27 protein-coding genes and 1 tRNA gene are annotated in these 26498 nt (G+C 63.5%); 17 read left to right on the top strand and 11 right to left on the bottom strand.

Annotated elements, in window-relative coordinates; genetic code table 11:
• The 5 genes from AC2VLV_RS02850 to AC2VLV_RS02870 form a co-directional block, all read left to right on the top strand.
• The coding region (locus tag AC2VLV_RS02850; RefSeq protein ID WP_486988538.1) for a molybdopterin oxidoreductase family protein at positions 1 to 1548 on the top strand (1548 nt) is incomplete at its 5' end.
• Positions 1545 to 2372 (top strand): 4Fe-4S dicluster domain-containing protein, encoded by an 828-nt coding sequence (locus tag AC2VLV_RS02855; protein WP_486988539.1) that lies wholly within the window; start codon positions 1545 to 1547, stop codon positions 2370 to 2372. The genes AC2VLV_RS02850 and AC2VLV_RS02855, both read left to right, overlap by 4 nt.
• A gap of 3 nt (positions 2373 to 2375) precedes the next feature.
• Positions 2376 to 3308, top strand: a complete 933-nt coding sequence (locus AC2VLV_RS02860) for a dimethyl sulfoxide reductase anchor subunit family protein (RefSeq protein ID WP_486988540.1) — start codon at positions 2376 to 2378, stop codon at positions 3306 to 3308.
• 67 nt (positions 3309 to 3375) lie between these two features.
• On the top strand, positions 3376 to 3783 hold the full coding sequence (locus AC2VLV_RS02865) for a lysozyme inhibitor LprI family protein (RefSeq protein ID WP_486988541.1): 408 nt from the start codon (positions 3376 to 3378) through the stop codon (positions 3781 to 3783).
• Between the two features lie 62 nt (positions 3784 to 3845).
• The gene (locus tag AC2VLV_RS02870; RefSeq protein WP_486988542.1) at positions 3846 to 4652 is read left to right on the top strand and encodes an enoyl-CoA hydratase; all 807 of its coding nucleotides are present in this window, start codon (positions 3846 to 3848) and stop codon (positions 4650 to 4652) included.
• Here AC2VLV_RS02870 and AC2VLV_RS02875 read toward each other — a convergent pair.
• The gene (locus AC2VLV_RS02875; protein WP_486988543.1) at positions 4641 to 5525 is read right to left on the bottom strand and encodes a PP2C family protein-serine/threonine phosphatase; all 885 of its coding nucleotides are present in this window, start codon (positions 5523 to 5525) and stop codon (positions 4641 to 4643) included. The two genes, AC2VLV_RS02870 and AC2VLV_RS02875, sit on opposite strands and share 12 nt — an antisense overlap.
• A gap of 136 nt (positions 5526 to 5661) precedes the next feature.
• Between AC2VLV_RS02875 and yoaA the strand changes: the two genes are divergently transcribed.
• Positions 5662 to 7692 carry a DNA repair helicase YoaA gene (yoaA, locus tag AC2VLV_RS02880; protein ID WP_486988544.1) on the top strand — a complete coding sequence of 677 codons (2031 nt, stop codon included), beginning with the start codon at positions 5662 to 5664 and terminating at the stop codon, positions 7690 to 7692.
• A 7-nt stretch (positions 7693 to 7699) separates the two neighbouring features.
• Here the strand turns inward: yoaA and AC2VLV_RS02885 are convergent, their stop codons facing one another.
• Complete coding sequence (locus AC2VLV_RS02885) at positions 7700 to 8521, bottom strand: outer membrane protein assembly factor BamD (protein WP_486988545.1); 822 nt, start codon at positions 8519 to 8521, stop codon at positions 7700 to 7702.
• A 70-nt stretch (positions 8522 to 8591) separates the two neighbouring features.
• Between AC2VLV_RS02885 and AC2VLV_RS02890 the strand changes: the two genes are divergently transcribed.
• The gene (locus AC2VLV_RS02890) at positions 8592 to 9629 is read left to right on the top strand and encodes an RluA family pseudouridine synthase (RefSeq protein WP_486988546.1); all 1038 of its coding nucleotides are present in this window, start codon (positions 8592 to 8594) and stop codon (positions 9627 to 9629) included.
• A 23-nt stretch (positions 9630 to 9652) separates the two neighbouring features.
• On the opposite strand, the gene AC2VLV_RS02895 is transcribed toward AC2VLV_RS02890, so the two are convergent.
• Positions 9653 to 10477 (bottom strand): glycosyltransferase family 2 protein, encoded by an 825-nt coding sequence (locus tag AC2VLV_RS02895; protein ID WP_486988547.1) that lies wholly within the window; start codon positions 10475 to 10477, stop codon positions 9653 to 9655.
• Between the two features lie 151 nt (positions 10478 to 10628).
• Between AC2VLV_RS02895 and pgeF the strand changes: the two genes are divergently transcribed.
• From pgeF to rimO, 6 genes are all read left to right on the top strand, one after another.
• On the top strand, positions 10629 to 11468 hold the full coding sequence (gene pgeF, locus AC2VLV_RS02900; RefSeq protein ID WP_486988548.1) for a peptidoglycan editing factor PgeF: 840 nt from the start codon (positions 10629 to 10631) through the stop codon (positions 11466 to 11468).
• Positions 11469 to 11592: 124 nt separating this feature from the next.
• Positions 11593 to 13326, top strand: a complete 1734-nt coding sequence (phaC, locus tag AC2VLV_RS02905) for a class I poly(R)-hydroxyalkanoic acid synthase (RefSeq protein ID WP_486988549.1) — start codon at positions 11593 to 11595, stop codon at positions 13324 to 13326.
• A gap of 61 nt (positions 13327 to 13387) precedes the next feature.
• Positions 13388 to 14566: an acetyl-CoA C-acetyltransferase gene (locus AC2VLV_RS02910; protein ID WP_486988550.1), complete on the top strand. Its 1179-nt coding sequence runs from the start codon at positions 13388 to 13390 to the stop codon at positions 14564 to 14566.
• Between the two features lie 45 nt (positions 14567 to 14611).
• A complete protein-coding gene (gene phbB / locus AC2VLV_RS02915; RefSeq protein WP_486988551.1) occupies positions 14612 to 15352 on the top strand; it encodes an acetoacetyl-CoA reductase in 741 nt (246 codons plus the stop codon).
• 134 nt (positions 15353 to 15486) lie between these two features.
• On the top strand, positions 15487 to 16032 hold the full coding sequence (gene phaR, locus AC2VLV_RS02920) for a polyhydroxyalkanoate synthesis repressor PhaR (protein ID WP_486988552.1): 546 nt from the start codon (positions 15487 to 15489) through the stop codon (positions 16030 to 16032).
• Positions 16033 to 16092: 60 nt separating this feature from the next.
• The gene (gene rimO, locus AC2VLV_RS02925; RefSeq protein ID WP_486988553.1) at positions 16093 to 17505 is read left to right on the top strand and encodes a 30S ribosomal protein S12 methylthiotransferase RimO; all 1413 of its coding nucleotides are present in this window, start codon (positions 16093 to 16095) and stop codon (positions 17503 to 17505) included.
• A gap of 43 nt (positions 17506 to 17548) precedes the next feature.
• Here rimO and AC2VLV_RS02930 read toward each other — a convergent pair whose 3' ends face one another.
• On the bottom strand, positions 17549 to 18046 hold the full coding sequence (locus tag AC2VLV_RS02930; protein WP_486988554.1) for a hypothetical protein: 498 nt from the start codon (positions 18044 to 18046) through the stop codon (positions 17549 to 17551).
• Between the two features lie 133 nt (positions 18047 to 18179).
• The gene (locus AC2VLV_RS02935; RefSeq protein ID WP_486988555.1) at positions 18180 to 19106 is read right to left on the bottom strand and encodes a sulfite exporter TauE/SafE family protein; all 927 of its coding nucleotides are present in this window, start codon (positions 19104 to 19106) and stop codon (positions 18180 to 18182) included.
• 122 nt (positions 19107 to 19228) lie between these two features.
• Here AC2VLV_RS02935 and AC2VLV_RS02940 point away from each other — a divergent pair, with 122 nt between their 5' ends.
• On the top strand, positions 19229 to 19777 hold the full coding sequence (locus tag AC2VLV_RS02940) for an acetate uptake transporter (protein ID WP_486988561.1): 549 nt from the start codon (positions 19229 to 19231) through the stop codon (positions 19775 to 19777).
• 342 nt (positions 19778 to 20119) lie between these two features.
• The gene (locus AC2VLV_RS02945; protein WP_013122990.1) at positions 20120 to 20452 is read left to right on the top strand and encodes a DUF2844 domain-containing protein; all 333 of its coding nucleotides are present in this window, start codon (positions 20120 to 20122) and stop codon (positions 20450 to 20452) included.
• 42 nt (positions 20453 to 20494) lie between these two features.
• Here AC2VLV_RS02945 and AC2VLV_RS02950 read toward each other — a convergent pair whose 3' ends face one another.
• Positions 20495 to 21103 carry a DUF4124 domain-containing protein gene (locus AC2VLV_RS02950; RefSeq protein WP_486988562.1) on the bottom strand — a complete coding sequence of 203 codons (609 nt, stop codon included), beginning with the start codon at positions 21101 to 21103 and terminating at the stop codon, positions 20495 to 20497.
• A gap of 168 nt (positions 21104 to 21271) precedes the next feature.
• Here AC2VLV_RS02950 and AC2VLV_RS02955 point away from each other — a divergent pair, with 168 nt between their 5' ends.
• Positions 21272 to 22075 (top strand): exodeoxyribonuclease III, encoded by an 804-nt coding sequence (locus AC2VLV_RS02955; RefSeq protein ID WP_486988556.1) that lies wholly within the window; start codon positions 21272 to 21274, stop codon positions 22073 to 22075.
• Positions 22076 to 22158: 83 nt separating this feature from the next.
• Here the strand turns inward: AC2VLV_RS02955 and AC2VLV_RS02960 are convergent.
• Positions 22159 to 22233: transfer RNA gene (locus tag AC2VLV_RS02960), tRNA-Val, on the bottom strand.
• A 66-nt stretch (positions 22234 to 22299) separates the two neighbouring features.
• Complete coding sequence (dnaQ, locus tag AC2VLV_RS02965) at positions 22300 to 23019, bottom strand: DNA polymerase III subunit epsilon (RefSeq protein WP_486988557.1); 720 nt, start codon at positions 23017 to 23019, stop codon at positions 22300 to 22302.
• Between the two features lie 177 nt (positions 23020 to 23196).
• Between dnaQ and AC2VLV_RS02970 the strand changes: the two genes are divergently transcribed.
• Positions 23197 to 24825 (top strand): peptide chain release factor 3, encoded by a 1629-nt coding sequence (locus AC2VLV_RS02970; protein WP_486988558.1) that lies wholly within the window; start codon positions 23197 to 23199, stop codon positions 24823 to 24825.
• Between the two features lie 3 nt (positions 24826 to 24828).
• On the opposite strand, the gene AC2VLV_RS02975 is transcribed toward AC2VLV_RS02970, so the two are convergent.
• The 3 genes from AC2VLV_RS02975 to AC2VLV_RS02985 all read right to left on the bottom strand — a co-directional run.
• Positions 24829 to 25638 carry a DUF2189 domain-containing protein gene (locus AC2VLV_RS02975; RefSeq protein WP_486988559.1) on the bottom strand — a complete coding sequence of 270 codons (810 nt, stop codon included), beginning with the start codon at positions 25636 to 25638 and terminating at the stop codon, positions 24829 to 24831.
• 143 nt (positions 25639 to 25781) lie between these two features.
• The gene (lspA, locus tag AC2VLV_RS02980) at positions 25782 to 26309 is read right to left on the bottom strand and encodes a signal peptidase II (protein WP_486988560.1); all 528 of its coding nucleotides are present in this window, start codon (positions 26307 to 26309) and stop codon (positions 25782 to 25784) included.
• A 13-nt stretch (positions 26310 to 26322) separates the two neighbouring features.
• Positions 26323 to 26498 (bottom strand): zinc finger domain-containing protein (locus AC2VLV_RS02985; RefSeq protein ID WP_486988563.1); only part of this gene is annotated, 176 nt, incomplete at its 5' end.

Raw genomic sequence — 26498 nt, forward strand, 5'->3', positions numbered from 1 at the left:
CTGATGGACGACGGCAGCCCGCTGCGCATCGACAAGGCGTTTTCGTGGGAACATCCGCTGGCGGTGCATGGCCTGATGCACAACGTCATCACCAACGCCTGGCGCGGCGATCCCTATCCCATCGATACCCTGCTCATTTTCATGTCCAACATGGCGTGGAACTCGGCGATGAACACCGTGGACGTGCGGCAGATGCTGCGCGACAAACAGGAGGACGGCGGCTACCGCATTCCCTTCCTCGTGGTGTGCGATGCCTTTCAGAGCGAGATGACCGCGTTCGCCGATCTGCTGCTGCCTGACACCAGCTATCTGGAACGGCATGACGCCATGTCCTTGCTCGACCGGCCCATCTCCGAGTTCGACGGTCCGGTGGACTCGGTGCGCGTGCCCGTGCTGCCGCCTCTGGCACAGACGCGGCCGTTCCAGGAAGTGCTGGTCGAGCTTGCAGGTCGCCTCGGGCTGCCGGCCTTCGTGAAGGCCGATGGCAGCCGCAAGTACAAGGACTATCCCGATTTCATCGTGAACTATGAAACCGCGCCCGGATCGGGCATCGGCTTTCTGTCGGGCTGGCGCGGCAAGGACGGCACGCAGTCGCTCAAGGGCGAGCCCAACCCAAAGCAATGGGAGATGTATGCGAAAAACGACTGCGTGCACTTTCACCACCTGCCCGAATCGCTGCGCTATATGCGCAACTGGAACCGCGACTACCTCGACCTTGCGCAGGAGCAGGGCTGGCGCGCGCGCAACACGCCCATCATCATCGCGCTCTACTCCGACGTGCTGCAGCAGTTCCGGCTGGCGGCGCGCGGCCAGCGCCCCGGGCGGCAACCGCCCGAAGCGCTGCGGGCGCGGGTGGCGCATCACTTCGATCCTCTGCCCTTCTGGGAGCCGCCGCTGGAACATGCGGCCACCGACCTCTCGCGCTACCCGCTGGCCGCCGTGACCCAGCGGCCCATGGCCATGTATCACGCCTGGGACTCGCAGAACGCCTGGCTGCGGCAGATTCACGGCCACAACCGGCTTTACGTCAATCCCGCGGTGGCCAGGCAGCAAGGCATCGCCGACGGCGACTGGCTGTGGATCACCTCGCCCTGGGGCCGGGTGCGGGCGCGCTGTCAATACAGCGAGGCGGTCGAGCCCGGCACGGTGTGGACCTGGAATGCCATCGGCAAGGCCAGCGGTTTCTGGGGATTGCATCCGCGTGCCGAGGAGGCGCAGACCGGCTTTCTGCTCAACCACCTCATCACCGAGGAGTTGCCGACCGCCGCGCTGAGTGGGGGGCGGGCTGGGCGCAGCCCGGCCCAGGGGGCGCCGATCTCCAACAGCGACCCGGTCACCGGCCAGGCCGGCTGGTATGACGTGCGGGTCCGCATCGACCGCGCCGAAGCGCCGACTGAAACCGACGAACCACTGCCCGCTCCGGCCGAACAGAGCTGGCCGCAATTTGCTCCTCCCGCCGCGCTGCCAGAGCATGCGCAGCAAGCACCGCAGCTCAGTGTGCTGCGCTATTTCGCCGGGCGTTCGTCCCGCCAAGGAAAACAGCCATGACCCAACTCGCTCTGGTCATCGACCTCAACGTCTGCGTGGGCTGCCACGCCTGTGTCACTTCGTGCAAACAGTGGAATACTTCCGGTACGGCCGGGCATCTGAGTGATCTCGACCCCTACGGCGAAAATCCGCTGGGGGTGTTTTTCAACCGGGTGCAGACCTACGAGGTGGGTCAGTTTCCGCAGACGCAGACCGTGCACTTTCCCAAGAGCTGCCTGCACTGCGAAGAGCCGCCCTGCGTGCCGGTGTGCCCGACCGGGGCGTCGTATAAACGCAAGGAAGACGGCATCGTGCTGGTCGATAGCGACAAGTGCATCGGCTGTAAATACTGCTCATGGGCCTGCCCCTACGGCGCGCGCGAATATGACGAAGACCGCGGGGTGATGACCAAATGCACCCTGTGCGTGGACCGGATTTACGACGAATCCATCCCCGCGCCTCAACGCCGCCCGGCCTGCGTCAACGCCTGCCCGACCAACGCACGCCTGTTCGGTGATGTGCACGACCCCGAATCCGAGGTGTCGCGCGCCATCCGCGAGCGCGGCGGCTATGCCCTGATGCCCGAACTCGGCACCCGTCCGGCCAATCAGTATCTGCCTCGTCAACTGCCGCAAGGCGCTGTTCCGACAAGCGTGGAACCAGCCCCATCGCGGCAGGTCACGGCGCGCCCACAGGCCGCTGCGGTGCGCCCTGCGCCGAGTGAAGCGGCGCTGGAAATCGAAGCGCGCGGCTTGTTCGCCAAGCTGTTTGGCGCGTTCTCAAAGCCCTCGCAAACGCACGCGGGCCACAAGACCGCTGAGGGTGCTCATCTGGAGGCTCGCTGAATCATGCGTCCCGCGTTTTCCGTTTTGTTGCTCACCACCCTGGTCGGCTGCGCGCAGGGGCTGGGGGTTGTGGTGGCGCTGCCCGCTCTGTTCGGCGCGGCGCAGAGCGCCTCGTGGCTGGCGTTCTGCAGCCTGAGTCTGTGGATCATCCTGGGGCTGGGCGTCATCGGGCTGGCCGCCTCGTTCGGCCATTTGGGGCGGCCGGAGCGCGCCTGGCGCGCCGCCGCCATGTGGCGCACCTCATGGCTGTCGCGCGAGGTCATCGCCCTGCCGGCCTTCCTGGGATTGACCGCCTTGAGCCTGCTCGGCATTGAATCTCTGCACGATTGGCCCGGCCTGCTGGCCGCGGTCTTGATCATCGGCGCGCTCGCGCTCTGGGTCTGCACCGCCATGATCTACGCCGGCGTGCGTTTTCTGCGCGAATGGGCCACCCCGCTCACCGTGCTGAACTTCGTGCTGATGGGCCTGGCCAGCGGCTGTCTGCTGGCTGCCGTGCTCGCCCTTTGGCGGCTGACGCCGCAGGCGGCGCTCTATGCCCGCGCCGCCGCCGCATTGCTGGGTATCGCCCTGGTGGGGCGTCTGGTGGCGCTGCTGCGCGTGCGGGGTCTGACACCTGCGGGGTCGATGCAGTCGGCCATCGGCGTGGCCAGTCCGGTGATCCGCCAGACTTCCAAGGGCTTCACCGCCGGGGCATTCAACACCCACGAGTTCTTCCATGGAAGAAGCGCGCTGTGGGTGACGAGTGCGCGCTGGGGCTTCGTGGTGTTTGGCTTCGTGCTGCCGGTTTTGCTGCTGCTTTTCACGCCGCAGCCGCTGCGCTTCGTGGGTTGGCCGCTGGCGCTGGCCAGCAACCTGCTGGGCATGCTGGCCGAGCGCTGGGATTTTTTCGCCCAGGTACGCCATCCGCAAAACCGCTATTACCAGGCCGCGCTGTGACCGATTGAAACCAACGGGAACGCCCGCCCGCGGCGCGGCTCCATCCTTCTTTTGAAAGAGGATGAACATGCGTGGAATCGGCTTTTTGTGCGGCGGGTTGTTGGTGTTGGCGTGTTTCGGGCAGGCGCAGGCCGCGCCCGAAGTGAATACCCCGCCCCTCTGCCTGTCGCAACCCCGCAGCGCAGATTGCGCCGCGCAGACCCGGCGCGCGCTCAATGACCGCATGACCCATCTCTACCGCCTGGAATTGCAGAAGGTGATGGGCACCTACACCGAGCGGCGGCTCGATCATGCGCAGAATCTGTGGCGGCGCTGGGCGAATGCGGAATGCGAGTTTCGCAACGGCCCGCCCGATTGGCCAAATGCCGCTTGGAGCACGCGGCAGGATGACTGTCTGTCGGGCATGATCCGCACCCGAATCGCCCAGCTCGACGGATTTTTGCACTGCTCCGGCGCCACCTGCCCGCCCAGATGACCCGCGTCAGATAAGGTTCAGCATGCGCCTGCATCATCTACCGAAAACCTAAGGAGACCGCCATGCCCAACCCCTCGAACCCGACCGACGTCCTGCTGCATGAACGCGATGCGCGCGGCGTGGTCACTCTCACGCTCAACCGCCCGCAGGCATTCAACGCCTTGTCGGAGGCTTTGCTCGATGCATTGCAGGCGCAGATCGACGCCTTGATGGAAGATGACGCCGCCCGCGTGGTCATCCTGCGCGGCGCAGGCCGTGCTTTTTGCGCCGGGCACGATCTCAAGGAAATGCGCGCCCAGCCCTCGCAGGCCTATTACCAGTCGCTCTTCGCCCGTTGCGGCAAGGTCATGACCGGGTTGATGCGGCTGCCCCAGCCCGTCATCGCTCAGGTGCATGGCATCGCCACGGCGGCCGGCTGCCAGTTGGTCGCCAGTTGCGATCTGGCGGTGGCCAGCGCCGACGCGCGCTTTGCCGTCTCGGGCGTGAATTACGGGCTGTTCTGTTCCACGCCCGGCGTGGCGCTGGCGCGCAATCTGCCGCGCAAGCAGGCGATGGAAATGCTGTTGACCGGCGAGTTCATCGACGCCGCCACGGCCCAGCAGCGCGCCCTCATCAATCGCGTCGCGCCTGCCGATGCGCTGCACGCTGAAGTAGAGCGACTGGTCGCCAGCATTCTGAACAAACCCGCCGCCGCGGTGCGCATGGGCAAGGCGCTGTTCTACCGCCAGGTCGAGACCGGCATCGATGCGGCCTACCAACTCGCGGCGCAGACCATGGCCTGCAATATGCTCGACGACTGCGCGCTCGAAGGCGTGCAGGCCTTCATCGAAAAACGCGAACCGAGCTGGCGCGTGGCTTCAGGCGCCTGATGACGCGCCTGATGACGCGCCTGATGACGCGCTTGATTTCTCGCCCGGCGCGGGCAGCCGCGCCAACTCGATGACGATGATGGACAGGTTGTCGCCGCGGCCGCCGGCGCGGGTGCGGGCCTTGTCGATCAGGTACTGACAGCACTCGCGCGGCTGCAGTTTGGAGGTGGCGATTTCCAGATCCTGATCGGTGAAGTAGTGCCACACGCCGTCGCTGCACATCATGAGCACATCGTCGGGCATCAGCGGGCTTTCCTCCACCGGCTTGGGCGGCAGCTCCGACATGCCCAGGCTGCAGGTCAGCACATTGCTCATCGGATGGTTGCGGGCCTTGGCTTCGGTGATCTCGCCCTTGTCGACCAGGGTTTGCACATACGAGTCGTCCATGGTGCGCAGCAGCAGCCGACCGTTGCGGAAGATGTAGAGGCGGCTGTCGCCCACATGCGACCAGTAGCAGCGGCCTTCGTCGGCGTGGAACAGGGCGCAGACGAGGGTGGAATGCGGCTCCTGCTCGGTGGACAGGGCCGTGAGCCGAATCATGCTGTGGCTTTCCTGCACGATCTGCTGCAGCAGCGCATGCGGGTCGTCGCTGTCCGGGTGATAGCGCTCGAACAGTTGCTGCGCGGTCAGCATGACCTGATCGGCCGCCTTGCGTCCGCCGCTTTTTCCGCCCATGCCGTCAGCAATCACCGCCAGCACGCAGCCCTGCACGCGGGGGTGGGCAATGACCCGCAACTGATCCTGCTGATACGGCCGGTCGCCTTTGTGCAGGCCGCTCGCCGCGCTCAGCCGCCAGCGGGTGCCCGCGCGGTGCTGTACTGGCGTGGGCAGGGGCGGCAACCGGGACGGCGGGTAGTGATCGGTGGGATCCATAGAATCGGCGGCGATTCGGTGCAGAAGGCGGCTATGAGTGAGCGGATGAACAAACTGATGGAAAACACTAATTCTAGGGGGCGCGCATGTCCTCCTCCGTCATGCTGCGCGGCGCCGCAACGCGCCCGCCATCGGCATGCGCGCTGATCCCCCGTCATCTACGCCTCAGGCGCCAGACACCTCCGCGGCCTTGGCCGAGCATTGCGACGCGCTGTTTTCTCCCGGCAGTCCGCTGCAGGAAGAATTGCCGCAGTGGTCGGTACGCGAGGGTCAGCGAGAGCTGGCTCTTGCCGTGGCCGTGGCCATCGCCGACCGGGCCATCCTCATGGCGGAAGCGGGTACGGGTACAGGCAAAACGCTGGCCTACCTCGTGCCCGCGCTGTTGCATGGCGGGCGGGTGATCATTTCCACCGCGACCCGCAATCTGCAGGATCAGCTTTACAACAAGGATCTGCCCGCCGCGCGCCGTGCGCTGGGCGCAGCGGTGAGTACCTGCGTGCTCAAAGGCCGCTCGAATTACGTCTGCCTCTACCGCCTGCAGCGCGCGGCGGAATGGGTGCACGGCCGCCATGCCCATGCGCAATTGCGCCGCATCACACAGTTCGCCAAAAGCGATGCGCGTGGCGATCTGTCGGCGCTTTCGGGTCTGGAAGAAAACTCCGCGCTCAACTTTCTCGTCACCTCCACCACCGACAACTGTCTCGGGGCCGACTGCCCTGACTACAAAGCCTGTTTTGTGATGAAGGCGCGCCGCGAGGCCTTGGCCTCCGACGTGGTGATCATCAATCACCATCTGTTTTTCGCCGATCTGGCCTTGCGCGGCGAAGGCGTGGCCGAATTGCTGCCAACCGCAGACACGCTGATTCTCGACGAGGCGCATCAGCTTGCCGAAATCGGGGTGCAATTCCTCGGCGCGCGCTGCGGTACGGCGCAGGTGGTCGATCTCAGCCGGGACGTGCTGGCCGGCGGTCTGCAACATGCCAAAGGCCTGGCCGACTGGCAGACCTTGAGCGGTACACTGGAGCGCGCAGCGCGCGATCTGCGCCTGGCCGCACCGCAAAACCCCGGGCGCCTGAGTCAGCCCCAGGTGCTCGATTTTCCTGGCTGGGATGTCGCCTTGCACGACCTTCAGGCGCGACTGGCGCATACCGCGGAGGTGCTTTCGGCCCATGTCGAGGCGGCGGCTGAATTCGAGCGGCTGATGGATCGCTGCACCGCTCTGCACCAGGCCTTTTCAAGTTGGCAGGCCGCGCCTGACCCCGATCAGACCGACGCGCCGCCACAGGTGCGCTGGGCCGATGTGGGCGGCGCGCATCTGCGGCTGCAAGCCGCGCCCTTGTCTATCGCACCGGCGTTTGCCGCCCTGGTGGCCCAACGCAGTCAGGCCTGGATTTTCACCTCGGCGACCTTGAGCGTGGGCGGCAGCTTTCGCCACGCCCGCGCCGCGCTGGGGCTGACACCGGAGCAGGGCGGCTGTGCGCCGGTGGAAGACGGGGTGGCGCCGCGTTGCCGCGAATTGCGCGTGGCCAGCCCGTTCGACTATGCCGAGCAAGGGCGCTTGCTTGTGCCGCAAGACCTGCCGCTGCCCAACCAGCCGGGCCATTCGGAATCGGTGGGGGCGCTCGCCGCCCAACTCGCCACGGGCAATACCGGCGGCACGTTCGTGCTCACCACTACGCTGCGGGCCGCGAAGATCATCGCGCAAACCCTGCGCGCGCTGCTGCCCGGCAGGGCGGTGCTGGAACAGTTCGACGAATCGAAAGCCGCCTTGCTGGCCCGCTTCGCCAGCACGCCGCAGGCGGTGCTGGTGGGCAGTCAGAGTTTTTGGGAGGGCGTCGATCTGCCCGGTGACCGGCTGACCCTGGTGATCATCGACAAACTACCGTTCGCCCCGCCCGACGACCCGCTCACCGCCGCACGGCTCAAGCAGATCGAGGCCGAAGGGCGCAGCGGCTTTACCGACTACAGCATGCCCCAGGCCGCACTCTCGCTGCAGCAAGGGGCGGGGCGGTTGATCCGCACCGAAAGCGATCGCGGGGTTCTGGTGGTGTGCGACCGGCGCCTGACGGCGACCGGCTGGGGGCGACAACTTCTGGCGAGCCTGCCGCCCTTCACGCGCGTGAGCCAAACCGCAGAGGCTCAGGCGTTTTTGCAGGGAACGAAGTGAATCAGGCTTACCAGAGCTTCCAGAACGGATCGTCGCGCTTGGGCAGACCTTCGGCGAGATAAGTGCTCTGCGGGTAGTTCAGCTTGAGCACGCGCTCGGCGTCGTCGCGCAGTTGGGTCATGCCCAGTTTGCCGTAGGCATCGACCAGAATCGCCAGGGCGAGTTGATTGGCCGGCGCGTCCTGGTAGTGTTCGATGGCGCGTTGCGCGCGGTCGGCCGCAGCGACATAGGCCCCACGGCGGTAATAGAACAGCGCGACATGCGTTTCATACTCGGCCAGCGAGTTCACGATGTAGCGCATGCGCTGGCGGGCATCGGGCGCGTACTTGCTCTCAGGAAAGCGGGTGACGAGTTCCTTGAAACTCTCGAATGACTGCTTGGCCGCAGCTTGGTCGCGCTCGTACAACTTCTGGTCGGACAGGAAGGAGAACCAGCCCTGATCGGTGTTGAAGTTGATCAGGCCCTTCAGATAGAGCACATAGTCGGTGTAGGGGTTGTTGGGGTAGAGCTTGAGAAAGCGGTCGGCGGCGGCCAGAGCCTGCGCCCGCTCGCCCTGTTTGTAGTTGCCGTAGGCGATCTCGATCAGCGCTTGCTGCGCCAACAGCCCGTAGGGGTAGCGCGACTCGAGCTTCTCGTACAGCTTCACACCCTTGTCGGTGTTGCCGCTGTTCATCTCGTCCTTGGCCTCTGCATACAATTTGGCCGACGACCAGCCCAGGGTTTCGTCTTTCGACGGCGTGGAGGCACAGCCTGCAAGGCCCAGCAGCACGACTGCCGCCGCAGCGCCCAACAACCGCAACGTCCAGAGACGGTACAACGCAACACGCATATCAATCGCCCAGGGTGGTGTAAAGCTCGCAGATTATAGGGAGCCTCTTCGGGGGGCTCGATTCCCCCTCATGGCCGATCTCTCTCCACACACTTCGCCCTCTGCGGCCGACGGCGATCTCACCGATTTCGCCGATCTCGACGAAGACAGCGCCGCTGACGATTCGACGGTGCTCGAAGCCGTCGTACCCGAGGCCGACGCCGGGCAGCGGCTCGACAAAGTGCTTGCCGCGCAGTTCTCGCAATATTCCCGCAGCCGCCTGCAGCAATGGTGCGAGGCGGGGCTGGTGCGCATGGGTGCTCAGGTGGCTGGCGTGCGCGACAAGGCCCGCGCGGGCGAAACCCTGCGCATCGCCGTACCCGCATTGCCTGAAGACACCGCTTTCGCGCCCGAAGACCTGCCACTCAACGTGGTGTTTGAAGATGCCGATCTGGCCGTGCTCAACAAACCGGCGGGGCTGGTGGTGCATCCGGCTGCGGGCAACTGGAGCGGCACCCTGCTCAACGGCTTGCTGGCCCGCTACCCCGAGACGGCCGGGCTGCCGCGAGCGGGCATCGTTCACCGTCTCGACAAAGACACCAGCGGGTTGATGGTGACGGCGCGCACGCTGGAGGCGCAGACCGAGCTGGTGCGCCGACTTCAGGCGCGCACCATTCACCGCCAATATCTCGCGCTGGCCTGGGGCACGGTGAGCCGCGCGTTCACCGTGGAGGCGCCCATTGGCCGTCACCCGCGCGACCGTCTGCGCATGGCGGTGGTGCATGGCGGCAAACCCGCCCGTACCGATTTCACCCCGCTGGCCGAGCTCGACACCCGCTGGGGGCCGCTGACGGCGCTGCGCTGCAAGCTGCACAGCGGGCGCACGCATCAGATTCGGGTGCATCTGCAGTTTGCCAAGCTGGAGATGGTGGCCGATCCGGTCTATGGCGGGCGCTTGCGGCCCGATCTGCCGCTGCAGCGGCAGGCACTGCATGCCGCGCGGCTGGCGTTTGCCCATCCCCTGAACGACAGGCCGATGGATTTCATCGCGCCCATTCCTGACGATATGGCGAATTTCTGGGACGCTTGCGGCGGCGAGCCGGAAGAGATCGATCCGCAGGGCTGGTGAGCGCCGCGGTATCGTTGCTCGCGTCAGGGGGATGAAGCCCGGACGAACTGCTCGAAATGCAGCCCGGGCTCTTGCTGCCAGGCCTGCAGATAGGCCGCGTTGAGCCGCCGTTTGCGATGCAGACACGCAGCCAACGTCGCGGTTTCGCCCGAGGCCAGCGACAAGCGCGACAACATCTGCGCGTACGCCCGCTCGGCCCGGTGGCTGGCAGAGGGCATGTGATGCGTGGCCGAATCGGGGCGGATGCGGTAGTGCATCAAGGGCTGCGGATGCACGAACAGACCGCCGGCGTTGAGCACGGCAACGTGGTTGAACAACAGGTCTTCGGCGAAATCGAGGTCTTCGTCCCAGGTGTGGGTGATGCAATCGCGGCGGTACACAGGGCAGAATCCGCCGTCGATCAGCAGGCTGTCCTGCGGCGAGAGGTGTCCGTGTTTGGGCAATACCGGGGTCAGCTTCGGCACGCCTGCCGCGTCGAGGGCGGTGATTGCCATGCGGCACACCGCGGCGCCGTGGGCTGCGGCCAGAGGGAGTAAGGCGGCGGCGCGGCCGGGCAGCCAGAGATCGTCCGCATCCAGAAACGAGATGAAATCGCCGCTGGCGCGATTCAGCCCGATATTGCGCGCCGCCGACGGCCCGGCCGCGATGCGTCCTGTCGTGGCGGAAAGGCACTCCAGGGTTTGTCGGCGGGCTGCGGTGAAGTGGTGGGCGTAGTCGGTGCCGTCATCCGCAACCACGATGACTTCGAGTGCGAGCCCGTCCGGCCGCTGCTGCGCCGCCAGCGAGTCCAGCGCATCGCCGATGAAGGCATGCGACCGATGGGCGGGAATGATGACGGAAAGGCGCATCGCTGGGCAGAAGGGTCGGTACTGAAACGGGCTGTACGCTTTCACTATAAATTGCGCGCACGGCATGCAGTCTGCCGACGCTGCCGACCGCAGCAGATTGATACATCCCTTACCGTTTTCCGGGTCAAGCTTGCCGCTTGCCTCACACGCCATGCTCCACACGCCTGTTCTGACGGACTTCAGCCTCGACAACCTCGCTGCCCCCACGGCGCAAGCGCCCTGGCTGCAAGTCGCCTGGCCGGGAAACCCGCAGGTGCGCGCGATGTTCACCAGCTGCGCCGGGGGCGTGAGTGTCGCGGCCTATGGATGCGCGCAAAGCACCTTGGGCGGTGGAATGAATCTGGGCAGCCATGTCGGCGACGACCCGGCCGCCGTCTCGCAGAACCGCAGGCTGCTCAGCGAAGCGCTGGGCGGCGCACAGCCTCGCTATTTGCAGCAGGTGCACGGCATCGCGGTGGCCGATCTCGATCAGGTCGATCTTGAAAGCCCAGAACCTGAGGCGGACGCAGCCTGCACCACGCAGCGCGGCGTTGTCGCCACAGTGCTGGTCGCCGATTGTCTGCCGGTGTTGTTCGCCGCGCCTGGGGGCAAGGCGGTGGCGGCCGCGCATGCCGGGTGGCGCGGCCTGGCGGGCGGCGTTCTCGAAGCGAGCCTGCAGGCCGTCTGCAACCGAGCCGGTTGTCATGCGGCCGAAGTGCAGGCCGTGCTGGGCCCGGCGATCGGACCGGAAGCGTTCGAGGTGGGCGATGAGGTGAGAGCGGCTTTTGTCAGTCGTCATCCACAGACGGCAAGCGCGTTTTTGCCGGGCCAGCCGGGAAAGTGGTGGGCCGACCTCTGGCAGCTTGCGCGCATCCGCCTGCAGGCGGCGGGCATGTCGACAGAGCATATTGCGGGCGGCGGTCTTTGCACCTTTGGGCTTGCCCAGCGGTTTTACTCCTACCGTCGCCAATCGGTTACTGGGCGGCAGGCCGGCTGCATCTGGGTGGAGTAGGGTCTGTTTACTTTGTTTCCGCATCGTGGAAGCGCCGTTGACACGGCCTGCGGCCTGTTCAAGAATGCCATGGCCTGTCGCGTTTGCGGATGGGCTCGCTCCCTTCCTCGTCGCACCCAATCCCATGGCACAAAGCACTTCGACCGGCTCCGCCGCGCCGCCCTTTTTTCCGGGTCAGACAGATCCTTGGGCCGCATGGGCCGACATGCAGCCGATGTGGACTTCGCTGCTTTCAGGGGCGGCAAAGGGCCAACCCATCCTGTTCGAGCCCTCGCGGCTGCAGGCGCTGCAGCAACGCTACGTTGACGAGTTTCGCCAGTTGTGGAGCGGTCTTCTGGAGACGGACGCGGCCAGCACATCTGCCCCGCCGGAAAATGATCGACGCTTCTCCCACAACACCTGGGCAGAGAGCCGCATTTCCCGCTACACCGCGGCGCTCTATCTGCTGGGCGCGCGGGCCCTGTTCGATCTGGCCGAAAGCGTGCAGACCGATGAGGCGACGCGGCAGAAACTGCGTTTCGCGGTGCAGCAGTGGGTCGATGCGGCCGCGCCGTCCAACTTTCTGGCGCTCAATCCCGAGGCCCTCGACAAGGCGGTGCAGACGCAGGGCGAAAGCCTGCGCGCCGGGGTGGACAACTGGCTCAAGGATCTGAAACAGGGCCGAATGACGCAGACCGATGAATCGGTTTTCGAGGTGGGCCGCAACGTGGCGACCACGGCGGGCCAGGTGGTATTTGAAAATGACCTGTTCCAGCTCATCGAGTACACCCCGCTGACCGAGCGCGTGCGCGCGCGGCCGCTGCTGTTCGTGCCCCCTTCGATCAACAAGTATTACATCCTCGACCTCCAGCCCGACAACTCGCTGGTGCGGTTTGCGGTGGAGCAGGGGCACCGGACTTTCGTCGTGTCGTGGCGCAATCCAGACGCCAGCATGGGCCACCTGACCTGGGACGACTATGTGCAGGACGGCGTGATTCGCGCCATGGAGGTGGTGCGCGACATCGCGGCGCAGGGCAGCGACGGCAGCATCAACACCCTGGGGTTCTGCGTGGGCGGCACTCTGCTGGCCAACGCGCTGGCGGTGCTGCAGGGGCGGGGCGATCAGTTCGCCCATAGCGCGACCCTGCTGACCACGATGGTCGATTTCACCGATACGGGCATTTTGAGCGTTTACGTCGATGAAGCCTCGGTGGCCCTGCGCGAAGCCACGCTGGGCAAGGGCGGCTTGATGACCGGGCGTGAACTGGCCTCGGCTTTTTCCAGCCTGCGGCCGAACGATCTGGTGTGGAATTACGTCGTCGGCAATTACCTCAAGGGCGAAACGCCGCCGCCGTTCGATCTGCTGTACTGGAATTCCGATTCGACCAATCTGCCGGGGCCGCTGTTTGCCTGGTATCTGCGCCACACTTACCTCGAAAACAAGATGCGCCAGCCTGGCGCGCTCACCGTGGCCGGGGTGCCGCTGAACCTGCAGGCCGTGAAGCTGCCGACCTATGTGTATGCCTCGCGCGAAGATCACATCGTGCCGTGGAAAACCGCGTATGAAACCACGCGCATCCTCGGCGGGCCGATGCGCTTCGTGCTGGGCGCTTCGGGACATATCGCCGGCGTCATCAACCCGGCCAAGCGCAACAAGCGCAGCCACTGGACTTCGCCCGCCAGCCAGCGCAAACTGCCTGCGCAAGCGCAAGCCTGGTTCGACGCCGCAACAGAACATCCGGGAAGCTGGTGGACCGACTGGGCGCAGTGGCTGGCGAAACAGGCCGGGCCTGAAGTCGCCGCGCCGAAGAAACCCGGCAACGCACGCTACAAGCCGATCGAGCCTGCACCTGGGCGCTACGTCAAGGTACGGGCCTGATTCTCTGCAAGCGGCCTTTTTATCTTTCCATTCGTCATCTCACTCAAAAGGAAATTCGATCATGACTGATATCGTCATCGTGTCCGCCGTGCGCACGGCGGTGGGGAAGTTCGGCGGCGCGCTGGCGAAAGTGTCGGCGGTCGATCTGGGCGCTCTGGTCATCAAGGAGGCGGTCGCGCGCGCCAAGCTTGAGCCAGGGCAAGTGTCCGAGGTCATCTTCGGGCAAGTGCTGCAAGCCGGCTGTGGGCAGAACCCGGCGCGTCAGGCCAGCATCAAGGCAGGGTTGCCGGACATGGTGCCCGCGATGACCATCAACAAAGTATGCGGCTCCGGCCTGAAGGCGGTGATGCTGGCCGCCCAGGCGATCCGCGATGGCGATGCAGACATCGTGGTGGCGGGCGGGCAAGAGAGTATGAGCGCCTCGCCGCATGTGCTGCCGGGCTCGCGCGACGGCCAACGCATGGGTGACTGGAAGATGATCGACACCATGATCGTCGATGGCCTGTGGGATGCGTTCAATCAGTACCACATGGGCACCACGGCCGAGAACGTGGCAAAGAAATACGGCATCACCCGCGAAATGCAGGACGCCTTTGCCGCTGCCAGCCAGAACAAGGCCGAGGCGGCGCAGAAGGCCGGGCGTTTCGCCGATGAAATCGTGCCGGTGATGCTGCCGCAGAAAAAAGGCGATCCCATTGCGTTTGCCGCCGACGAGTTCGTGCGGCATGGCGTGACGGCAGAGAGTCTCGGCGGGCTGCGTCCGGCGTTCGACAAGGGCGGCACGGTCACCGCGGGCAATGCCTCGGGCCTCAACGATGGCGCCGCTGCCGTGGTGGTGATGTCGGCCCAGCGTGCCACTGAGCTCGGCCTCAAGCCGCTGGCGACCATCCGGGCCTATGCCAACGCCGGTATCGACCCGGCCTATATGGGCATGGGGCCGGTGCCGTCGTCCACACGCTGCCTGTCGCGCGCCGGCTGGACGCCGCAGGAACTCGATCTCATGGAGATCAACGAGGCGTTTGCCGCGCAAGCCATCGCCGTGAACCAACAGGTGGGCTGGGATACCGCCAAGGTCAACGTCAACGGCGGGGCCATTGCCATCGGCCACCCCATCGGGGCCAGCGGGTGCCGCATTCTGGTGACTTTGCTGCACGAGATGAACAAGCGCGATGCGAAGAAGGGCCTGGCCTCGCTGTGCATTGGCGGCGGCATGGGCGTGGCCATGGCGCTGGAGCGTTGAACCACCGCAGATTGATCAAACTTAAACCAAAACGAGGAGAACAAAATGAGCAAAAAAGTAGCTTATGTCACGGGTGGTATGGGCGGCATTGGCACCGGCATCTGCAAACGGCTGTGCGAGGCAGGGCACAAGGTTATCGCGGGCTGCGGCCCCAATTCCAGCCGCAAGGAGAGCTGGCTGGAAACCATGCGCTCGCAGGGCTTCGATGTCTATGCCTCCGAGGGCAATGTGGCCGACTGGGACTCGACTCAGACGGCCTTTCAGAAAGTGTTCGCCGAGCACGGACAGGTGGACATTCTGGTGAATAACGCCGGCATCACCCGCGACTCCGTACTGCGCAAAATGAGCTACGAAGATTGGGATCTGGTGCTGCGCACCAATCTCTACTCCATGTTCAACGTGACCAAGCAGGTGATCGACGGCATGGTTGAGCGAGGCTGGGGCCGCATCATCAACATCGCGTCGGTGAATGGCGAAAAAGGCCAATTCGGCCAGACCAATTACGCCGCGGCCAAGGCAGGCATGCATGGCTTCGCCATGTCGCTGGCTCTGGAAGTGGCCTCCAAAGGGGTGACGGTCAATACAGTGTCGCCCGGCTACATCCTGACCGACATGGTCAAGGCCATCCGGCAGGACGTGCTCGACAAGATCGTGGCCTCCATTCCGGTCAAGCGTCTGGGCACGCCCGAAGAAATCGCCTCGATCGTGGTTTGGCTGGCCAGCGAGGACGCCGGGTTCACCACGGGCGCCGAATTCAGCTGCAACGGCGGGCTGCACATGAGCTGAAGCGCGATGCTGCGGTGCGGGAAAGCCTAGGTGGTGCTCGCCGGGGAATATGGTTCAATCGGTGCAAGGTTTGCCTGCGCATTTTCCCGCGCACCTTTTTTCTCCGACTGCTTTTGCGACTGCATTCCACCGCCATGCCCAAGTCCGATACTCCTCTGCGCATCATCAAAAAGTACCCCAACCGCCGTCTTTACGACAGCGAGGCGAGCGCCTACATCACCCTGAGCGATGTCAAACAACTGGTGATGGACGGGGTGCGCTTTGTGGTGCAGGACGCCAAGACCGGCGAAGACCTGACCCGCAGCATCTTGCTGCAGATCATTCTGGAAGAAGAGAGCGGCGGCGTGCCCATGTTCAGCTCGGTCATGCTCGAGCAGATCATCCGTTTTTACGGCCACGCCATGCAGGGCATGATGGGTAGCTATCTGGAAAAGAATGTGCAGGCGTTCATCGACATCCAGAACAAGCTCGCCGAGCAGTCGCGCGGCGTGTATGACAACGCGGCAGTCAACCCCGAGGCGTGGACGCAGTTTCTCAACGTGCAAAGCCCCATGTTGCAGAGCGTGTTGGGCAATTACCTCGAGCAGAGCAAGAACCTCTACATGCAGATGCAAGAGCAGATGCAGGAGCAGGCCAAGCAGATGCTGGGCGCCTTTCAGCCGCCTGCGCCCAAGAAGTGAAGCCCCTGCTGAGCTGAGAGGGTGTGAATAAATCCACCGGGCTTCAGCGACAATTGAGGGATGGAACAATCTCTCAATTTTTCAACCTCCGATTCACCCTCTGCCGCGGCCGCCGTGCCGAAAATCGGCTTTGTCTCGCTCGGCTGCCCCAAGGCGCTGGTGGATTCCGAGCGCATCCTGACCGAACTGCGCGCACAAGGCTATGACACCTCCAAGAGCTATGCGGGGGCGGATCTGGTCATCGTTAACACCTGCGGCTTCATCGACGCCGCGGTACAGGAAAGTCTCGACGCCATCGGCGAGGCCTTGGCCGAAAACGGCAAAGTGATCGTCACCGGTTGCCTGGGCGCGCGAAACGATGCAGCCACGGGCAACAATCTGGTGCTCGAAGTGCACCCCAAGGTGCTCGCCGTCACGGGGCCGCACGCGACCGACGAGGTGCTGAAGCATGTGCACGCCGTCCTGCCCAAACCGCACGATCCCTTTATTGACCTCGTGCCGCCAGCGGGCATCAAACTTACCCCCAAGCATTACGCCTATCTGAAAATCAGCGAGGGCTGCAACCATCGCTGCACCTTCTGCATCATTCCAGCGATGCGGGGCGATCTGGTGTCGCGCCCGATCGGAGAGGTGTTGAGCGAGGCGCGTGCGTTGTTCGCGTCGGGTGTGAAAGAACTGCTGGTGGTCAGTCAGGACACTTCGGCCTATGGGGTCGATGTGAAGTACCGCACCGGCTTCTGGGACGGTCGACCGATTCGCACTCGCATGACCGAACTGGTCGATGCGCTGGGCAGCCTGGCCGCCGAGCATGATGCCTGGGTGCGCCTGCACTACGTCTATCCCTATCCGCATGTGGATGAAGTGCTGCCCCTGATGGCGCAGGGGCGCATCCTGCCCTATCTGGACGTGCCTTTGCAGCACGCCCATCCGGACGTGCTCAAACGCATGAAGCGCCCGGCCAGTGGCGAACGCAACTTGGAGCGCATCGCCCGCTGGCGCGAGATTTGCCCCGAACTGGTGGTGCGCTCAACCTTCATCGCGGGTTTTCCGGGCGAGACGGAAGCGGAATTCCAGACTCTGCTCGATTTCATCCGCGAGGCCGAACTCGACCGCGTCGGCTGCTTCGCTTATTCGCCGGTCGAGGGGGCGGCCGCCAACGCGCTGGCCGATCCGGTGCCCGAAGCGCTGCGAGAGGAGCGCCGTGCCCGCTTCATGGCCGTGGCTGAAGAGGTGTCCACCCGCAAGCTGCACAAGCGGGTGGGGCAGGTGATGCGGGTGTTGGTCGATCAGGCGAGCCGCGAGGGCGGGGTGGGCAGAACCTTCGCCGATGCGCCGGAAATCGACGGCAAAGTGCATTTGCTGCCGCCCGATAAACCCTCGGTCAAAATGCGCCTGGCACAAAGCGGCGGCCAGTTCGTGCGCGCCCGCATCGTGCGCACCGACGGTCACGACCTGGTGGGTGAATTGGTCTGAGCCGCTCCGGGGTCGGGCGGTGCCCGGCCCCCGGCCCCTAGATTTACTGCGAGCCGATGACGGCCTTGAGCGCAGCCACGTCTCGCGCAAAGCCGATGTGTGTAATCTTGCCCTGGCGAACCTGCATGACAGTCACCGCATCTTTTTCGTGCGGCATGAAGGCGGCCTGTTCTGCCTTGCTGGCCAGCAGGATGGAATAAGGGCGCTTGCGCATTTTGGGCAGGGCGAAGGTCTGGGTGACAAACCCCGGCATGCCACTGATATCCGCCAGGAACACGATGCCCTGCTTGTGCATCGCCTCGACACCCAAAGCCGTCAGGTAGTCGTTGACCACGTCGGACGGGGCTTTTTCCACCGCGAACAGCACGATCCGGGTATCAGCACCCGGAAAGTCTTCCATCTTTCCGTGCTGATTCTCGAATTGCGTCTGGGGCAGGGTGCCTCCCACGCTCAGCGGTGAAGCCAAGGCCAGCGCAGGCGAGGCGCTGGAGCCCAATACGGCGGCGACTAGCGCGGCGGATAGAAAGGTGCGGCGTTGCATTCGAACTCCTGTAAACGAATGCAACATCAGAACAGATTGAAGCCCGGGGGTTCCACCCCGGGCAATATCATTAACCAGCCCGCTTGAGGCTGGTCAAAACCTGATGACGCGAAGTCGCAAGCCCGAGCCGTATTTAGAGGTGGATGCCGAATGCCGACATGTTCTTGTAGATCATGTAAACCGCCACCACGGCTACTAGCACTGCAAAAATCAGGTTGAGCGTGCCTTTGCTGGTTTTGCCCAGATGGGTGGCGAGACGTGCGCCAAACACGCCGCCCGCGATGCCCCCGGCGATGTAGAGCCCCGCAACCGTCCAGTCGAGCAGGCCGGAACTGGCATAGTTCGCCGCCGTCGTCAGGCCGAATGTGCCTACCGAGAACAGAGAGGAACCCACCGCTGCCAGCATGGGCATGCCGGTCGCGAAGACCAGGCCCGGCACGATGAGAAAACCGCCGCCGATGCCGAAGAAACCTGAGAGCGTGCCGACGATGGCCGCGGATAGCAGCAATTTCCACATCGAGAACTGGCCGGGATGCCCTTCTATTTCGCCGGGTTTGACCTTCTTCGGGCGAAGCATCAAGGCGGCGATGACCAGCATCAGAATGGCGAAAAGGAATAGCAGCTTTTTGCCATCGACTGCTTTGCCCAGAGAAGAACCGATAAACGCCGCAATGGCGCCGACGATGGCAAAGATCACCGCTTCTTTCCAGCGCACATTCCCCGCTCGTGCGTGCGGAATCAGATTCAGATAGGCGTTGACGGATACCGCCAGCGCCGTCGTGCCAATCACCACGTGGGGATTGGGATAACCCACCAGATAGAGCAAGAGCGGTACCGCGAGGATGGAGCCGCCTCCGCCGATCAGGCCGAGCGTAAAACCGACTGCCACGCCAGAAACGACGGACAGGATGTGTTGGGTCAGGGTCAGGTCTGCGAGCATGGTGGCTACAGCATATAAGAACAGTCTTATGAGTTTTGTGAGGATTTGTGCTGATTTGTGGCGAAGCGATGATTTACGTCTTCCCGGCGTGACGAAAGTGACTGGGTGTAAAGCCTGCACGATGTTTGTGACATGTAGGCGATCCGTCAGGCAGATTGTCGAAGCTTCGCGCGGACTGGCAACGCGCCAGCCTGCACGGCGAAACCATCGCTGTGTTCCCTGAAAACAACGAGGAGATTGAAATGGCTGAGAAAAAAGCGATCAACCCGGCACCGCTGGGTCTTTCCGGATTTGCCTTGACCACGTGGTTGCTGAGCATGGTGAATGCCGGCTGGTTTCCCGGCGCGGATGTGCCCATGGTGCTGGCCGCCGCCTTTGCATTTGGCGGCACGGCCCAGTTTGTCGCGGGTGTGGCGGAGGGATTCGTTGGCAACAGCTTTGGCTTTGTGGCGTTCTGCGGATACGGCGCGTTTTGGTGGAGCTTCGCCCTGTTCGTCGACTTTTTCGCAAAGGGCGTTGGCGGCCCGTTCGTCGGCTGGTATCTGCTGCTCTGGGGTGTTTTCACCACTTATCTGTGGATCGCCACCTGGAAAAAGGGACGCGCCCTGATGCTGGTTTTCACAGCGCTGGTTCCTACCTTCTATCTGCTGGCTGCTGGCGCAATGACCGGCAACAGTGGCTTGACGGTATTTGGTGGTTATCTGGGGTTGATTACAGCGGCACTGGCGTTTTATCTAGCAGGGGCCGAAGTCATCAATGAGTCCTGGGGGCGCGTGGTATTGCCGGTTTGACGATCTGTCGAGGGAATGTGACAGGCCCATGCTTGATGTAACTGGCGCTGCAGCGCAGCATCAAAACGACTGAATCAGCATGAACTGATTCAGCGCGGCGTCAGTTTTGCGCTGCAGCATTCTGACAAGAGTGCTGCGTCCGGCTCGAAGCCCTTCCGGCCGGACGCTGCCATCAGGCGCGGCTGACTTATCGGGCAGACCGGGCACTCGCACCCAGAGCCTGTTCACATCATGAAAAATCGCTGGATCGTTCTCGGCGCGGTCGTTGCTTTGTCCGCGCCTATTGCCTGGGCCAGTTTGGTCCGGACGCACTCCTCACAACCCGACGCACCGACGCGGCGGATGGTTCCGACCGCGACGGCGCACATTGTGTCGCGCTCGCTGCCCGACAACCTGCAGATCCGCGCCGCAACGGGGCCTCAGGGCATCCCGGTGCAGGAATACATCGGGGCCGATGGATCGCTGTTTGCCATCACCTGGGCCGGCCCGCAACGCGTACAAGCGCAAGACATGGTGCGCCATTTCTTCCCTCAAGCCTCGGCTGAAAACGCCCATGCCGCGCATGGCCTGCAAGCGGTAGTGCGTAGTGCGCGGCAATCATGGGGCAATGAAGGCGTGGCCTACTTGCCCGCATTGATGCCGATGGATTTCGATCCGAACGGGCTCGCGCCCTGACGTGTTTCTCAAGGCTGCTTTTGTTGGTCAGCTAGGCGGCGACTATTGCCTTGCCGATGCCCTGGCCCAGAGCGGTTTCATTCGGGTACGCAGCGCATCGTATTCGTGGTTGATGCGAACGATTTCGGCATTTTGGCCTTGGATGAGTTCGCTTTGCTGCTTGCTCAGCACTTTGTTCTCATCGAGCTTGGTTCGCAGCTCGAGGGGCAGTGGGCCTTGCGGATAAAACTGCGCATCGATCTCTAGACGTTTGAACTGACGTTGCAGAGTAGCGAGTTGTTTTTCGGCATCGTCAATCATCGACTGTGGCCGATTCAAATCGTTGACGCGGGCGGCTTCCAGTGCGGCTTCGTTAGGGTAGCGCAGCAACAGGGCACGATCCTCACGTTGCTGATCGCGCTGCTGTCTGGCCAGATTCTGCGCGGCCTCTTTTGCCTGCGCCTGCTCGGCCTGTTCCTTCACCGTCAGAATGCGACGGCGCACGGTGCCATCTGAACCGATCACTCTGCCGCCGTAGGTCAGGCAATCCTGCGTCAATCGATCGCTGGAAACCAGCGTGCCGTTCGCGTCGCGGCAGAGGTAGATGTCAGCGTGCGCCCACGGAGCGGTGCACATCAGCAAGCCGAAGAGGAAGGGGCGAAGTTGGCGCACGGTCAATTTCATGAACTGCGGGTGGGAGTGTTACTGCAACAATGTCGAAGTGGGCCGTCGCGTTGACGTGTCGCCTTATTGTGCCTTGCTTTGCGGCGTTGCAGGCGCGGCCTGCGTTGCAGTGCCGCCCGCCCCTGTTCATTGTCTGACCCAACCGGATGCCTGGATATGTTGCCTTTCCCCTTGCGTGTGACCACTCTCAATCTCAATGGCGTACGTTCCGCCGCAAACAAGGGGGTCGATGACTGGCTACGCGAGCAGGCACGCCCGGATGTGCTCTGCGTGCAGGAACTCAAAGCGCTGGAAGCCGATATGACGCCCAGCCTACGTACCTTGGGTGCGCTGCCAGGCGCCGCATTTCAGCACGCCGCGAAACCCGGCTACAGCGGCGTCGGCCTGTATTGGAGGCACGAACCCGATGAAGTGCGCATCGGTTTTGGCCATGCCGAGTTCGACGCGGAAGGGCGCTATGTCGAAGCCATTTACAAGCGCCCGGGCGGTGGGCGTCTATCCATCGTGTCCGCCTACTTCCCCTCGGGCTCCAGTTCCGATGAGCGCCAGCAGGCCAAATTTCGGTTCCTGGCCGATTTCCACGAACACCTTATGGCCCTGAAGGCTGCAGGCGAGGTGCTGCTGTGCGGGGATGTCAACATCGCCCACAAAGAGATCGACTTGAAGAATTGGAAAGGCAACCTCAAGAACAGCGGCTTCCTGCCGGAAGAGCGCGCCTGGATGACTCGACTGATTGACGAGGCGGGCTATGTGGACGTGTTTCGCCAACTCGACCCCGCGCCAGATCGCTACACTTGGTGGAGCAATCGCGGGCAGGCCCGAGCGAAGAACGTGGGATGGCGCATCGACTATCACCTGGCCACTCCCGGTATCGCGGCGCAGGCCAAACCGAACAGCGCCTGGATTTACACGGAGCAGCGATTTTCCGACCATGCCCCGCTGACCATCGACTACGCCTGAGGTCGGCTACGGTCGGTGGACAGTCGGCACGGACGCAAACAAAAAAGCAGCCCGGTGGGCTGCTTTCATGGTGTCTATCTGAGTGGTGGGCGGTACTGGGATCGAACCAGTGGCTTCCACCGTGTGAAGGTGGCACTCTACCGCTGAGTTAACCGCCCGAGTCGTCATTCAGTTACAGGAAGGACGATCAGCAAAGTCTGCAATTATTGCACACTTTATTCGGCTCAACTGTTTTGACTCGCCGCCGCGCCCGGACGCCAGATGCTCTTGCCTTGGCTTTTCTTGTCGAGCAATTGCAGAAACGCTTCGTGCGCGGCTTGCTCATCGCTGCTGGGGGCGCGAACGGGCAGGGAGAAATGATCGAGTCGGTGCGTGGTCACGCTCACTTGTTGCTGGGGCGTTTCCAGATCGATCACCAGGCTTTCTTGGCCTCGCGTGAGGCTGAGATAGACCTCGGCGAGCAATTCGGCGTCGAGAAGTGCGCCGTGCAGGGTGCGGTGTGCGTTGTCGATGCCGAAACGCTTACACAGGGCGTCGAGGTTGTTGAACTTTCCGGGGAACTGCAGCTTGGCCATCGCCAGCGTATCGGTGACCAGCGGGACGTGTTGCTTGAAGGCGGGACGGTTGAGTCGCTCGAGTTCGGCGTCGAGGAAAGCGCAATCGAAGGGGGCGTTGTGAATGATGATTTCGGCATCGCGCACAAATTCGAGCAGGTCGTCGGCGATCTGGGCGAAGCGCGGCTTGTCGGAGAGAAATTCTTCGGTGAGTCCGTGGACTTTGAGGGCGTCGGGGTGGCTGGCGCGGTCTGGGTTGAGATAGGCGTGGTAGTGCTTGCCCGTCAGCCTGCGGTTGAACAGTTCGACTCCGGCAACTTCGATGATGCGGTCGCCGCTGGCGGGATTGAGGCCGGTGGTCTCGGTGTCGAGGACGATTTGGCGTGTCATGCGGGGTGGGTCTCAGGCAAAATAGCGGGTTTGCTGCGCCGCCGGATTGGCGGTCACTTTGCGCGTAGCGCGCGGGCTGCAAGGCCTCAGATCTATGAAATTCAAACTCTCTTCCCGCTACGCAGCTGAAAGCCTACCCCAGATGCAAGCCGTCGCGAGATGCGACCCGGCCAGACCATGAGCACAAACGAATCCGAACTGAACCGCGAGCAGATCCGCAGGCGACGCACTTTCGCCATCATCTCTCACCCCGACGCGGGCAAGACCACGCTGACCGAAAAGCTGCTGCTGTTCTCCGGCGCGATTCAGATTGCGGGCAGCGTGAAGGCGCGCAAGGCCAGTCGCCACGCCACTTCGGACTGGATGGAGATCGAGAAGCAGCGGGGCATTTCGGTGGCCTCGTCGGTCATGCAGATGGAGTGGCGCGATTGCGTGATCAATCTGCTGGATACGCCGGGTCACCAGGACTTTTCTGAAGATACCTACCGCGTGCTGACCGCAGTGGACGCGGCGTTGATGGTGATCGATGCGGCCAATGGCGTCGAAGAGCAGACGCTGCGTCTGCTCGAAGTCTGCCGGGCGCGCAACACGCCGATTCTCACCTTCGTGAACAAGATGGACCGCGAGGTGCGCCAGCCGCTCGAATTGATGGACGAGATCGAGCGCAATCTGGGCATGGCCGTGGTGCCGTTTACCTGGCCAGTGGGGATGGGGCGCGAATTTCACGGCGTTTATGACCTGCGCCTCGACCGCATGCGGGTGTTCCGGCCTGGCGAGGAGCGGGTGCGCGACGACGATCGGATGCTGACCGGGCTCGATAATCCCGAGTCGGTGCGCCGTTTTGGCCAGCCCTATGAACAGGCGCAGGGCGAGATCGGCTTGTTGCGCGAAGCAGCGCCTGCTTTCGATGCGGCGGAGTTTCTCGCAGGGCGCCAGTCGCCGCTGTTTTTCGGCTCGGCGATCAACAACTTCGGCGTACAGGAGGTGCTCGATGCGCTGGTGGAACTTGCGCCTTCGCCCCTGCCGCGCGCGGCGACCACGCGGGTGGTGCAGCCGGGCGAAAGCGCGTTTACCGGTGTGGTGTTCAAGATCCAGGCCAATATGGACCCGGCTCACCGCGACCGCATTGCGTTCGTTCGCATTGTCTCGGGCCATTTTGAACGCGGCATGAAAATTCGGGTGGGGCGCACGGGCAAAGACATTCGGCCGGGCAGCGTCGTCACCTTCATGTCGCAGCGGCGCGAGTTGCTGGATGAGGCGTTTGCCGGCGATATCGTCGGCATTCCCAATCACGGCACGCTCCACCTCGGGGACAGCCTGAGCGAGGGAGAGGAGCTGCAGTTTACGGGCCTGCCGTTTTTCGCACCCGAGATGTTTCGCGCGGTAGAAATTGCCGACCCGATGCGCAGCAAACAACTGCGCACCGGGCTGCAACAACTGGGCGAGGAGGGTGCGATTCAGGTCTTTCGCCCCTCCACCGGCGGCAGCCTGCTGTTGGGGGCCGTGGGCACGTTGCAGTTCGATGTGGTGCAGCATCGGCTGAAGTCGGAGTATGGCGTGGAGGCGCGCATGGAAGGCAGCAAATACCGTATGGCGCGCTGGTTCACTTGCGACGATCCGCAGGCGCTCAAGCGTTTCATCGAAACCAATGCCCATCGCATCGCCTACGACGTGGTCGATGCGCCGGCGGTCTTGCTCACGCATGCCAGCGAACTGCGGGTGATGCAGGAACTGGCGCCCAAAATCCAGTTCCATACCCTGCGTGAGCATGCAGGCCAGGTGTTCAAGCCCTCGCTGCAGACTTGACCGTCAGGCTGTTGCGGGTTGTTGCAGACTGGGGCAGACGACGCCCCGGTAAGCGTGCCAACTGGCATGGCCAATGACAGGCAGCACAATAATCCAGCCCAGGCCAAAGGGCAGCATGGCCAGCAGGCTGATGCTGCCGATCAACGCCGCCCAGCAGAACATCGCCACCGGATGCTCCATGCAGACCCGCAGGCTGGTGAGGGCCGCGGTGATGGCGTCCACAGGCCGGTCGAGCATCATGGGGATCGACACCACGCTGATGGCGAACACCAGCCCGCCAAACAGCAGAGCGACCCCCAGATAAACCAGGACGAATGTGAGGTTGGCAGGGTCGAGCAAGATCCGCAACACGCCGCCGGTTTCGGGCATGCCCGCATCGAAAAACAGGGCGAACACCACCAGCGCGGTACGCCCCCACAGCAGCTCAATGACCAGAAGCAGCCCGGCGAAAATGGCCACGCTGCCCCGGTGGGGCCACCAGCAGCGGATGCAGAAGTTCAGTCGCGCCTTCAGATTGATCTCGCAGCGGCGGCTCGCTTCCATCAAGCCCATAGCCAGGGCAGGGCCGACCAGCAGTAGACCAGCGGCCAGCATCAGGGTGTATTCGGGCGAACTTGCCAGCGTCCAGGCCAGCAGCCAGCCCAGCGCGGTAAAAATGAGCCCGTAGCTCAGGCCGACAATCGGGCAGCGGGCAAAGTCGCGCCAACCGGCGGCCAGCCAGCGAAAAGGCGTATTCCATTGCAGACCGCACACGCTCACGCGGGTGCGGGTTTCCGCGGCTAGCGGGTGATGCTGCGCTTCTTCTGGCGTCATATCCCAGTTCTCCTCCGTGTTGGGGCAGCCGACGTAGGGCAGCCCTGCAAGTTTCTCAGGAGGCTAAGGTGCGACAAACCGCCGCACAACCCGGGATACCACGGGGTGTTTATCGTGATATCTCAATAAACCAATAACAAATGTCAAGAGCGGTGCTGACGAGCGCGCCGGAATTCGTCCAGGATCAGCAGCGCGGCGCCCACAAAAATCGCCGAATCGGCCAGATTGAACGCGGGCCAGTGCCATTGCTGGCCGCCCAGGGTGAGGTAGAAGTCGAGGAAGTCGGTCACCTTGCCCCACAGCACGCGGTCGATCACATTGCCCAAGGCCCCGCCGAGAATGCACGCGAGTGCCAGGTTGAACAACGGCTTTCCCCGGTTGCGGAACATCAGCCAGAGGATGAACAGTGAAGCGGCGAGGCTCAGCGCGGTGAAAAACCAGCGCTGCCAGCCCGGCGCACTAGCGAGAAACGAGAACGCCGCTCCGGGGTTGTGGATGTAGACCAGATTGAAAAAACGGGTCACCGGATGGCTGCTGTCGAGCGGCAGGTCTTGCCGTACCCACCATTTGGTGAACTGGTCGGCGGCAATGATCGCCAGCGAGACCAGCAGCCAGGGCCAGACCCGGCCGCGCCGGGTGGTGAAGGAGCTGTCAGACAGGGCAGAGGGCATGGGCGGGGGAATCTCAGGCGAGATGGCGCGGTTCGCCCGCACCGAAGAGGTTGCTCACGCAGCGACCGCACAGACCGGGATGGGCCGGATCCGCATCGACATCTTCGCGCCAGTGCCAGCAGCGTTCGCATTTGGGCTGCTTCGTGGGCGTCACCACGATGCGCAGTTCTCCATCGCTCGGGTGCAGGC

The sequence above is a fragment of the Thiomonas sp. TH-17 genome (genome assembly GCF_057473305.1).

What these genes read in the sequence shown, in the direction of transcription:
- AC2VLV_RS02855 (WP_486988539.1), top strand. Translation starts at nt 1,545, where the DNA reads ATGACCCAACTCGCTCTGGTCATCGACCTCAACGTCTGCGTGGGCTGC.
- AC2VLV_RS02860 (WP_486988540.1), top strand. Translation starts at nt 2,376, where the DNA reads ATGCGTCCCGCGTTTTCCGTTTTGTTGCTCACCACCCTGGTCGGCTGC.
- AC2VLV_RS02865 (WP_486988541.1), top strand. Translation starts at nt 3,376, where the DNA reads ATGCGTGGAATCGGCTTTTTGTGCGGCGGGTTGTTGGTGTTGGCGTGT.
- AC2VLV_RS02870 (WP_486988542.1), top strand. Translation starts at nt 3,846, where the DNA reads ATGCCCAACCCCTCGAACCCGACCGACGTCCTGCTGCATGAACGCGAT.
- AC2VLV_RS02875 (WP_486988543.1), bottom strand. Translation starts at nt 5,525, where the DNA reads ATGGATCCCACCGATCACTACCCGCCGTCCCGGTTGCCGCCCCTGCCC.
- yoaA (WP_486988544.1), top strand. Translation starts at nt 5,662, where the DNA reads ATGCGCGCTGATCCCCCGTCATCTACGCCTCAGGCGCCAGACACCTCC.
- AC2VLV_RS02885 (WP_486988545.1), bottom strand. Translation starts at nt 8,521, where the DNA reads ATGCGTGTTGCGTTGTACCGTCTCTGGACGTTGCGGTTGTTGGGCGCT.
- AC2VLV_RS02890 (WP_486988546.1), top strand. Translation starts at nt 8,592, where the DNA reads ATGGCCGATCTCTCTCCACACACTTCGCCCTCTGCGGCCGACGGCGAT.
- AC2VLV_RS02895 (WP_486988547.1), bottom strand. Translation starts at nt 10,477, where the DNA reads ATGCGCCTTTCCGTCATCATTCCCGCCCATCGGTCGCATGCCTTCATC.
- pgeF (WP_486988548.1), top strand. Translation starts at nt 10,629, where the DNA reads ATGCTCCACACGCCTGTTCTGACGGACTTCAGCCTCGACAACCTCGCT.
- phaC (WP_486988549.1), top strand. Translation starts at nt 11,593, where the DNA reads ATGGCACAAAGCACTTCGACCGGCTCCGCCGCGCCGCCCTTTTTTCCG.
- AC2VLV_RS02910 (WP_486988550.1), top strand. Translation starts at nt 13,388, where the DNA reads ATGACTGATATCGTCATCGTGTCCGCCGTGCGCACGGCGGTGGGGAAG.
- phbB (WP_486988551.1), top strand. Translation starts at nt 14,612, where the DNA reads ATGAGCAAAAAAGTAGCTTATGTCACGGGTGGTATGGGCGGCATTGGC.
- phaR (WP_486988552.1), top strand. Translation starts at nt 15,487, where the DNA reads ATGCCCAAGTCCGATACTCCTCTGCGCATCATCAAAAAGTACCCCAAC.
- rimO (WP_486988553.1), top strand. Translation starts at nt 16,093, where the DNA reads ATGGAACAATCTCTCAATTTTTCAACCTCCGATTCACCCTCTGCCGCG.
- AC2VLV_RS02930 (WP_486988554.1), bottom strand. Translation starts at nt 18,046, where the DNA reads ATGCAACGCCGCACCTTTCTATCCGCCGCGCTAGTCGCCGCCGTATTG.
- AC2VLV_RS02940 (WP_486988561.1), top strand. Translation starts at nt 19,229, where the DNA reads ATGGCTGAGAAAAAAGCGATCAACCCGGCACCGCTGGGTCTTTCCGGA.
- AC2VLV_RS02945 (WP_013122990.1), top strand. Translation starts at nt 20,120, where the DNA reads ATGGTTCCGACCGCGACGGCGCACATTGTGTCGCGCTCGCTGCCCGAC.
- AC2VLV_RS02955 (WP_486988556.1), top strand. Translation starts at nt 21,272, where the DNA reads ATGTTGCCTTTCCCCTTGCGTGTGACCACTCTCAATCTCAATGGCGTA.
- dnaQ (WP_486988557.1), bottom strand. Translation starts at nt 23,019, where the DNA reads ATGACACGCCAAATCGTCCTCGACACCGAGACCACCGGCCTCAATCCC.
- AC2VLV_RS02970 (WP_486988558.1), top strand. Translation starts at nt 23,197, where the DNA reads ATGAGCACAAACGAATCCGAACTGAACCGCGAGCAGATCCGCAGGCGA.
- AC2VLV_RS02975 (WP_486988559.1), bottom strand. Translation starts at nt 25,638, where the DNA reads ATGACGCCAGAAGAAGCGCAGCATCACCCGCTAGCCGCGGAAACCCGC.
- lspA (WP_486988560.1), bottom strand. Translation starts at nt 26,309, where the DNA reads ATGCCCTCTGCCCTGTCTGACAGCTCCTTCACCACCCGGCGCGGCCGG.